Annotated in this window: 11 protein-coding genes; all 11 read right to left on the reverse strand. The window is 62.1% G+C overall.

The features are described 5' to 3' along the window. Positions 1–81: 81 nt before the first annotated feature. From M1B34_RS30945 to M1B34_RS30995, 11 genes are read right to left on the reverse strand one after another with little or no spacing between them, the layout of a single operon-like run. Positions 82–594, reverse strand: a complete 513-nt coding sequence (locus tag M1B34_RS30945; RefSeq protein WP_268267097.1) for a hypothetical protein — start codon at positions 592–594, stop codon at positions 82–84. Beyond that, the gene (locus M1B34_RS30950; RefSeq protein WP_268267098.1) at positions 587–1,240 is read right to left on the reverse strand and encodes a hypothetical protein; all 654 of its coding nucleotides are present in this window, start codon (positions 1,238–1,240) and stop codon (positions 587–589) included. The genes M1B34_RS30945 and M1B34_RS30950 overlap by 8 nt, the downstream gene beginning before the upstream one ends. Next, a complete protein-coding gene (locus M1B34_RS30955) occupies positions 1,237–1,557 on the reverse strand; it encodes a head-tail joining protein (protein ID WP_268267099.1) in 321 nt (106 codons plus the stop codon). Before M1B34_RS30955 ends, M1B34_RS30950 begins: the two co-directional genes overlap by 4 nt. A 2-nt stretch (positions 1,558–1,559) precedes the next feature. Then, on the reverse strand, positions 1,560–1,736 hold the full coding sequence (locus M1B34_RS30960) for a hypothetical protein (RefSeq protein ID WP_268267100.1): 177 nt from the start codon (positions 1,734–1,736) through the stop codon (positions 1,560–1,562). A 1-nt stretch (position 1,737) separates the two neighbouring features. Continuing rightward, positions 1,738–2,772 carry a major capsid protein gene (locus M1B34_RS30965; RefSeq protein ID WP_268267101.1) on the reverse strand — a complete coding sequence of 345 codons (1,035 nt, stop codon included), beginning with the start codon at positions 2,770–2,772 and terminating at the stop codon, positions 1,738–1,740. A gap of 11 nt (positions 2,773–2,783) precedes the next feature. After that, positions 2,784–3,134, reverse strand: coding sequence for a head decoration protein (locus tag M1B34_RS30970; protein ID WP_268267102.1), 351 nt, complete (start codon positions 3,132–3,134; stop codon positions 2,784–2,786). A gap of 12 nt (positions 3,135–3,146) precedes the next feature. Beyond that, on the reverse strand, positions 3,147–4,367 hold the full coding sequence (locus tag M1B34_RS30975; RefSeq protein WP_268267103.1) for a S49 family peptidase: 1,221 nt from the start codon (positions 4,365–4,367) through the stop codon (positions 3,147–3,149). A gap of 2 nt (positions 4,368–4,369) precedes the next feature. Next, positions 4,370–5,977, reverse strand: coding sequence for a phage portal protein (locus M1B34_RS30980; protein ID WP_268267104.1), 1,608 nt, complete (start codon positions 5,975–5,977; stop codon positions 4,370–4,372). A gap of 2 nt (positions 5,978–5,979) precedes the next feature. Beyond that, positions 5,980–6,195, reverse strand: coding sequence for a hypothetical protein (locus M1B34_RS30985; protein ID WP_258718233.1), 216 nt, complete (start codon positions 6,193–6,195; stop codon positions 5,980–5,982). 12 nt (positions 6,196–6,207) lie between these two features. Next, the gene (locus tag M1B34_RS30990) at positions 6,208–8,094 is read right to left on the reverse strand and encodes a phage terminase large subunit family protein (protein ID WP_268267105.1); all 1,887 of its coding nucleotides are present in this window, start codon (positions 8,092–8,094) and stop codon (positions 6,208–6,210) included. A gap of 43 nt (positions 8,095–8,137) precedes the next feature. After that, positions 8,138–8,662, reverse strand: a complete 525-nt coding sequence (locus tag M1B34_RS30995) for a terminase small subunit (protein ID WP_268267106.1) — start codon at positions 8,660–8,662, stop codon at positions 8,138–8,140. Positions 8,663–8,738: the final 76 nt, after the last annotated feature.

The raw sequence follows: 8,738 nt of genomic DNA on the forward strand, positions 1-8,738 counted from the left end.
CCGCGGCCAGATCCACGCCGACCACGCTGCAAGGGATGACCAAGCCGGCCAGCATGCGGTCATGGGCCGCCGCAACGTAGCTCATGGCTCGCCCGTCATGCGAACGCTCGAGGCATCATCCCCCAGGTTGAGTTCCAGCACGCCCGCCGGCTGATCCGGCCACGGCCATTCCTCGGGGCCCAGGTAGATGCCCTGGGTCCACTCCACGACCCAGACCGCGAACCCATCCAATTCAGGCCGGGTCCAGTCCTGGGCAGCCCGGACAAACTCGGCGGCATCTGCCTCCTCGCCCCAGGTCTGCAGGCGCAGTAGCACCGCGAGCTGGGCCGCAACGAACGCCGCTTGCTGCTGGCATTGCTCCTGTTCAGACCCAACAATCACCCGAGCTTCAAAGCGTGCCTCCAGCGCCGTCTCACCGGTGAGTTGGTCACTCCCTGGCTCCATTTCCACCAGCTCGATCACCACGGCAGGAATGGGTACATGGTCGAGCATGTCCGGCATGGTGCCCACGAACTGCAGGCCGGGAATGGCTTCGCGAATGTGCTGCTCTATCGCGCTGTACAACTGGTCCAAACTGAAAGGTTCATCAGACACTCTTGGTACCTCGCAAGTATTTCTGCAGCTCAAAGTTCAGCTCTTGCTCAAGGATCTCAAGCAAGCGCTGATCAGCACGCTTAACCCACTCTTCGAACGTTGGGCGCACGTCATCCAGTGACACCTTGGCCTTTGCCAGAGGAAACCGGTTGTCGTTCTCATTGATAAAGCCAGAGCGCCGTTTCCCCAGCCGCGTTTCGGGGTAGTCATTCGGATCAAAGTGCTTGCTGCCGGTCCGAATCCAGATATCGTCCTGGCCGCCATAGACCTTCTTAAAGAAAGCCCCCTGATAACGCCGCCCGGCCACCGACACGCCCGAGCGGTTCTGGCGTACACGCCCGATGCGGCTGGACTCAATCGGGTTGATCCCGAACCAGAGCTTGCCCTGGCCGTTGCTGTTAATCGGGTAAGCCCGCAACCGCTGGCGAACGGTGGCGACTGCGATCCGCTCCTTGCTGCCGACAGCACGCGCGATGTGCGTGCGGAGCCAGCGCAAGGTCTTGTTGATAGCTCGCCGATGGGCAGCTGCGGCCGCCTTGGGTACCAGCGCAATGAAGTCCTTGTAGGCCTGCATATCGGTTTTCGATAGCTGCAGAGTGATCATCGCGTCTCGGGCTGACTGCTGTGTGTAGCTGCCTAAGCTCATGCCTTAACCCTCAATATCAATGCCACCCAACCAGAGCCATCAGGCTCCAGCTTCACCAGGTCATAGCTACCGCCACCGTCCTGAGCTGGCAGATCAATGAAGACCCGCCGCCCCGGGGTAATGCCCGCCGCATCGCTGACTCGGATCTCAAAGCGCGGCTCTCGAAGCGCTGTATTGATCCGCCCCAACTTGGGCTGTAACCAAGGCGCAGCGAGAAAGCCGGGGATCGGCCTGTCGATGCCCTCGATTACAGCCTCATCGCCTAGAACATCCAGCAAGCGCGCATCCATCCCTGCCACCAGGTCCCGGAACGACATGGCTAGCTGTCCTCGGCCTGGTCAGCATCAAGCTTGCCGCGCTTGGCAATCTTGCCCTCAGCGAGCAACTGATCCCGGACCTCGGTGCTAGGTGGCACATACACCTCGCCCTTCTTTACGACCTCGCCACCGTCCTGGATGCAGCCGTCCACCACCACGTACTCAACTTTCGCGGCCATGTCACACCACCTTGGCGTAGATGAAGGCGTTCGGCTCCAGCAGGCCGGCCAATGCTGCGCTCTGCAGTTTCAGCCAACGCACGCTTGGTTCCTGAGTCACCCAGCTTTTCGGGAAACGGGCGGCCTCGACCAGGCCGCTCTCGATGGCTTCGAGGTCCTGAATAGCACCGTACAGCATGGCGCTGCGCGTGGAAGTGGACCCCAGGATCACACCACCGGCTGGGATCAGCGGCGCCTCTTCGCCACCGTCATCCTCCAGGTACCATTCGTTGTAGGTATACAGGTCGATGCCTGGATCATTCAGATAGCCCAGGTAAGTCACCCCATCAGGCAACAACTCGGGCTTGATCAGTCCCATGTCCACCCGGCGACTGTTGAGCTGCTTGAGGACCGTGTCATTTTTCTGGAAGGCATCCTGGGCCTCAGCGCTCAGCACAGCGACACCAGCAGTGCGGCCGGAGTCCTTGGCCACCAAGCGCTGCCACTGCCGCAGGTTGGCAATCGGATCAGAGTCCGAAGTATTCCAACGCCCAGCACCGAGAGTGATCTTGTGGCTGTCTTCCATCAGGAAGTCGATGGTGTCATCGACCCCCTCACCAATGACCCGGACCTTACCCGTGGTCAACGCCTGGGCGCACATCCACTCCTCGCGGCGGATAATCTGCTCGTCGAGATCAACCAGGTCCTTGCCCAACTGCTCGCCAGCTCGTTGCAGTGGCGTGCGGGTAGAGAAAGGGTTTTCCCCGGCCGAACGCTTCAAGATCAGCTCAGCATTGGTCGGCAGCTTGGGCTGAATGTAGGGCGGCTCGTAGGTGTTAGAAACAAAACCTTTGCGCGACGAAACGCTGCCCGGCAGCGAGGGGTGAACGAACGGGGCCATTTTGCGTTGGCCCTTGATGATGTCGATGGTGACCGTCTTGGTCCCGAAGGTTTCAGGCATGGAGCCGTTGAAAAAGGTATTCATCAGAAAGCGGCGCGGCGTGCGGATCTGCTCGACCGCTTGCAGCATGGTCATGGTGTCGAAAATGTCAGTCATGGTGACTCCGTTCAGCGAATGAAGATGGACAAAGGACGCAGAGCGGCCTTGGCTGCGGCCAGGGTCAAACCCTCGCCCAGGGTGAGTTGGCTGCCCAGCACTTGGCCGGTCAGACGAACAGGCGCGCTCTTCGCACCGCCGGTGGTGTCGACGTCCTGATCGAGGATGGCAACTGGGTCTTCAGAACCGTCCTCTGCCGCCACCTTGCACAGCATGTACTCCGTGGATGCGGTCACCTGGCCCAGGACCGCCCCGGCGTGCAGCGTCTGGCCAGCAGCGATCACGCCGGTATCCATCACAACGGGGAAGTCGCCAGCCGAGATCTGGCGCGGCACATAGGTTTCGCTTTTAGGGTTGCTCATGGGTGTCTCCAGTTAACGGCGCGAGGCGCCTGCAACGATTGCGCTAACAACTGCTTGGCGTTCGGCCTGTTGGCTGTCGCCGGTTGGGGTGGCTCCAGTGACCCCTTGGGCATCGCTCTTGATGCCCTGGAGCGAGATGCCGCGATCCTGTGCGGCCTTGAACAGCACCAGCGCGGTGGCCTCGACCGAACTGCCTGTATCAATAGCCGCCTCGATCTCCTTCTCGAAACCCTTGCTGGCCAAGGCGTTGATGCCCTTGATGCGTTCACGCTCGGCCGTGGCGGTCTCGGCACGAATCGCTGCGAGGTCCGGTTGGTCGGCCTGGGCAATTTCGATGAGGCTCGGGTCGGTGCCGGCTGCCAGAGCTGCGCGCAGATCGGCCGTGGTCTTGACGGTGGTCATGGTGTGTATCCTTGGGTTGGTGGTGGCCGGCTTGGCCAGTTCGGTGATCAGGGACTCCAGCGAGCCCACGCGGTGGGCCAGGCCGTGCTTGACGGCATCGGCGCCCACACGCAGCCCACCGTGGTCGCCCATCTCGGGGACTTTCTCGGCGTCTACGCCAAGGTTGCGGGCGACTTTGCTTACAAAGACATCGCCCAGAGCGTCGATGGTTTCGCCAATCTTGGCGCGGCCCTCCTCGGTGGAAAGGTCGGGCCGCTTGTTCGGAGCGTCACGGCTGACGATCTGGTAACGCGTGCGGCCGGTGGCTTTCTCGTTCTCCACAACAGCCTCGACGACGACACCGATACTCCCGGCAAGACTGGCCTCGTCGATCACGATCTCGCTCGCGGCGGATGCGATCCAATAGCCAGCGCTCGCCCCCGTGCCGCCGATGTAGGACACGATGCGTTTGCGAGAACGACCGGCGAAGATCATTTCCGCCAGCTCGTTGATACCCGACGCAACACCGCCCGGGCTGTCGATGTTGAGGACAATGGCCCTGACCTTCGGATCATCCAGCGCACGCTGAATGTCGGTGGCCAGGACCTGGGTACTGGTGGCACCGCTGATCTCGGTGAACAAGTTCGCGTAACGAAAGATCGGCCCAATGACCGGCACCACCGCCACGCCGTTGCGCAGGGTGACCTGACGGGTGTTTTCCAGCCGCTCGCCGCGTTTGGTCTCCAGTGCCATCGGATCGCCCATGCGATCAGAGATGGTAAGCAGGTTATCCAGGGCGGCAGGCAGCATCAGCCAGGGCTGCGAGGCAGCCAGCTCAAGTGCTCGCGGCATGTCTATTCCTCTTCGGGGGTAGGCTCAGGCGGGTTTTCCAACCCGCTCTTGGGCAGGGCCTGCAAGTTGTGTTTGCGACGTAGGTCGACCTCGCGCACGCGCTGGCTGAACACCTGCTGCCAGGGCTCGCCAGTCATTGCTGCGGTCTCCAGGGTTTCGTTGCTGACACCGATCTCGATGCGCTTGCCGGCGGCATTGGCCTCTTTCAGCTCATCGATGGCACCACGGGCCGGACCGATCCAGATCGCCTGGCAGTACGCTTTGCGCTTGGCTGGGTCGCCGTACCCGGGAAGATCAATCAACCCCCGGGCCACTGCCTCATCGATCACCAGCTCGCGGCTGGGCTGGCAGAAGTCACAGGCCAGCCACCAGCGGCGCAGGCTGTAGAAGCGCCACGCCTGCAGCATTGCGGCCCGGGCAGCGCTGTAACTACTGCTGTAGTGCAGCAGCAGCTCCTCCAGCGGCAACTCCAAGGCGGCACCGATCTCCTTCACCACGGCAGTGAAGAACGGATCAAACTGCGCGTTAGGCCGGCCGGGGTTGGCCACCACCGGCTCCTCGCCCACCCCAAGATCGACCACAGCACCTTCGCCAAGACTCAGCTCACCGTCCGCGGTGTTGTCGCCATCTGGGCGCTCTTCAGAGAGCGCCGTCATCGGCAGATTGCCAGCCGAGAAGTCGGAGCCTTTCTTGATAAATACCGTGAACATGGCCGATATCACCGCCGCCATCAGCTCCGCACTGCTGTAGCGCTCCAGCTTCTGCAGCGGCTCCAGCACCGGTGCCAGGTACGGCATGCCCCGCTTCTGTCCGGGCCGTTCCTTGTCGGCAAGGACATGCAACACACGACGCCGGCCAGTCTCCGCACCGAACGCGGTAAGGCGCTCCCAGCCAAGCGTCTTGCCCACCAGGTGTTCACCGGGGTAACCGGTGCACACGTGATAAGCGACTGGCGCCCCCAAAGCATCGAACTCGACCCCGTCGACCAGGTCGACTCGGTCCAAACCGCCGTTCGGATTGCTGACCCGGTCCGACTCGATCAGTTGCAGCCGAGTACTGAAAATGCACCCGGCCCGCTCCTGGTCCGGGCTGGCCACCAGCACATCACCGGCCACCAACGAGGACACCAGCACCAGGGCCTGCAGTTGGTAGTGGTTCAACGTCGCCTCCGCGTCGCACTCCCGTGGGTCGTCGGCGTACAAAGACCACAACCGATCTAGCTGACCGTTCAGTGCATCCGCCTCCTCCTCACTCAGACCCAGCGCCTCGCTGTCGACCTGCGCCCGGCAGACCAGCCCGGTGCCCACTACGTTGGTACGCAAGCGCGTGATCGCCGCCCGGGCAACCAGGTGATTGCGCATGGCATCGCGGGAACGCGCCACCAACATGCGCCGCTCGCTCTGGTTGAAGTCACGGCGCGGGCTGCCCAGGCCCGGAATCCAGCTGGCCATGCTGCGCAGCACGCGGGAGGCACCGCGCCAGCGGGTCTCTACGCCCCCACCCCCACCCTGAGCGACGATCTGCTGGCCATCGGTCGATGCCCTGGCAACGCGGATAGCCTCGCGCATCAGTTGCTCAGGTGCAGACTCGCGTGTACGAAATGGCCACATGATCAGATCCCCACGTAAGAAACGCGGCTACGGCCACGCCCCTTGAGCGCGGCCTGCTCGCTAGCCACCTGTTCGGCGTACTGTTTCTCCAACAGGCGCAAGCTGTTGAGTTCCGCCAGTTGAACCTCGCGATCCGCTCGGCGCAGGCGCTGGCCGGTTTTCAGGACGGCCGAGATCGCCGCCCGTACTTCCGCAAGGCGTTGTTGTGCTTCAGTCATGGTGAACCTCGGTTAGCTGACGCGGCTCCGTGTCCCTCGGCCGCGAGCAAGTGCGCGACGAGGAACCGGGGCGACCGCCTGCTCAGTAGTAAAGAGGGTGGGCTGGAGCAGTTGCTGCTCCAGTTGGTCCCATTCGTTGTCGCGCAGCAGGTGGGTCTTCAGGCTGCGGGCCGCATGTAAGGCGTACACCTCACAGTCCAGCGCTTCGTTGCGCCGGCCGGCTTTCCTCTGCCAGACCATCTTGCTAGGTTGTCGGGGATGCGGTGCCAGCACTTCGTTGGTGACCTGCTCGTAGTAGTCCGGGCGGATCTCGCTGTACCAGTGCATCCGTCCGGGCCCGCTGCCCGTGAGACGCATGCGGCCATCGATCAGCGTCTTGGCCTTGTGGGTACCGACGATGTACACCCGCAACCCGTACTTGGCGGCCTTGGTGTTGTCCTGGCTGGTATCTGCCGACTGGGCCGGCTTGGTGAAGATTTCCCTGTCGCGGCTGTCGATGGACGCGCCCTTGATCGCCATGATGTTGAAGCGCTGGCGGTCCCGAACGTAGGTGTACACCGCATCACTGGTGTTGCCGTCCGAGCTGTCGATGCTGACCGCCGAGACCGCGATATGGGCGCCACCCTCGACCGGAATAGGCGTGGCAATGATCTTGTCGAGTTCGGACCAGACCGGGTCGTGGGGGTCGATGGGGTTGCCGGGCAGCTCGCCCCAGTACAACCGCCACGACTCCTCGCCCCTGCCCCAGCCCACGATCATCAGCGCCAGGCGGTCGCCTTGAACGTCCACACCGACCGTCACCAGCAGCACGCCCTTTGGGGCGGTCAACTCGGCGTAGGGTTCGGCGCGCTTCTCCAGTTCATCGGTCTTGGGCGCGTTGCTCTTGTATTCGTAGCACTCGCCCATCTGACTGTTGGTAAACGCGATCATGGGGCCGTGGTTACCGTTCGAAGCCGCATGTTCCGCCTGCAGCTTCTTCTCCATCAACACCTCAAACCGCGAGCCGTAGAACGTGGCGTAAAGCTCATTGAGGATGTACCCCGCAATGCCACGAAACTCGGCCGTTGCCTCCCAGCGCCCATGCTTAAGGTTGGCGTTCTTCTGGTGGTCATCCCAGATTGCGCTGCAGTGCGGGCAGGCATAGAAGGCCGTTTCAGGTCGTCGCTTGCCGTAGACCTCATGGAAGTAATGCGGGTCTTCGTCACAGTGCAGGTGTTCGAAGCTCAGCGCGTGTGCCTGGCCGCATTCGTGGCACGGCACCAGGCCCACGCGTTTGTCCGACAGCTCCAGCTCTGCATCGATTGCCGACAGCCCCTTAATGGTTGGGGTGCCGCCGATGATGATCTTGGAGCGGCGAAAGGTCTTGAGACGTTCCTTGGCCAGCTTGATGCTGTCCCCCTGCCCCCTCAAGTTGAGGTTGCAGTCGTCGGGCTCCTCGACCGCCACCCGAGGCACCGGCGTTGACTTCACGCTGGACGGGCTGTTGGAGCCAACCATTTTCAGGAAGCCACCCGGAAAGCGCTTGAAGTCCTGACGTTGCTGCAGCTTGCGGCTGCGCAGATCGACCTTTTTACGCAAGCGCTTGGTTGCGGCGATCATGGGTTCCAGCTTTTCGGCGACATATTGCTTAGCCGCTTCGGCTTTGGGGAACAAGATCAGGATTGGGGATGGGTCGAGATCGATCCACTTGCCAATAGCGTTACCCATCACGCCAGAGGTCCAGGCTACCTGGGCCGACTTGCGCCCAACGACCTCAAACACATTCGGATCGTCTAGTGCCTCCAGCGGACCACCAGGCCAGATCAAGTGAGGCGTAACGTCAAATCGATACTTGCCCGGCTTGCCCGCCTCTTCGGTTGAGAGGTAACGGTATCGAGTAGCCCATTCGATGATGCTCATGCGTGGCGGCGGCGCCCATTTTCGGCACGCCCGACGGATGCCGTTACTCGCCGTCTTCTTCAGAGCCCTCCTCATCGTACGGCTCGTCAGGATCCCACTCGGGATCATCGTCGTCCTGGTCATACGCGGACAGCCTCCTCAGTATTGATTCGACAGGCTCGCGGATAAGTTGCTCATCCACCTCAACCCCATAGTGGGCGGACAAGGTCGTAGCCAGTTCATCGGGAAAGGTGTTGAGCAGTTCGATTTTGGCTGAAGTGATCGCGGTCTCGAACCGCTGGACCATCTCCGCCTCGATCACCACCGCGCCCAACTCCTTGGCCAGCGCCAGCTCTTCGCGGTCGCCGCGCAGCCTGTCGAGCCGGTCCCGGGTGGATTCCTTCTTGCCGTTCAAAGCGGCCTGACGCATCAGCCACTCAATCACCGCCTGGGTGTCGTACTGGTTTTCGTTGCCGCGCCCCACCCCGAACTCAATCACCGGCATCCCGTCGTTCTGCCACCGGCTCAGGGTGCGTTCATCACGACCGACGATCTCACTTAGCTCAGGTTTGCTGACTGTCTTGCCCATCGTTGAGCCCTTGAAAAGACGGACATCCCTGCACCATTTTCAGCTGCAGGAAACCCGCGAGTCCGGTAACCCGTGT

Origin of the sequence: Pseudomonas morbosilactucae (assembly GCF_023241715.1) — a bacterium.
Classification (GTDB): Bacteria; Pseudomonadota; Gammaproteobacteria; order Pseudomonadales; family Pseudomonadaceae; genus Aquipseudomonas; species Aquipseudomonas morbosilactucae.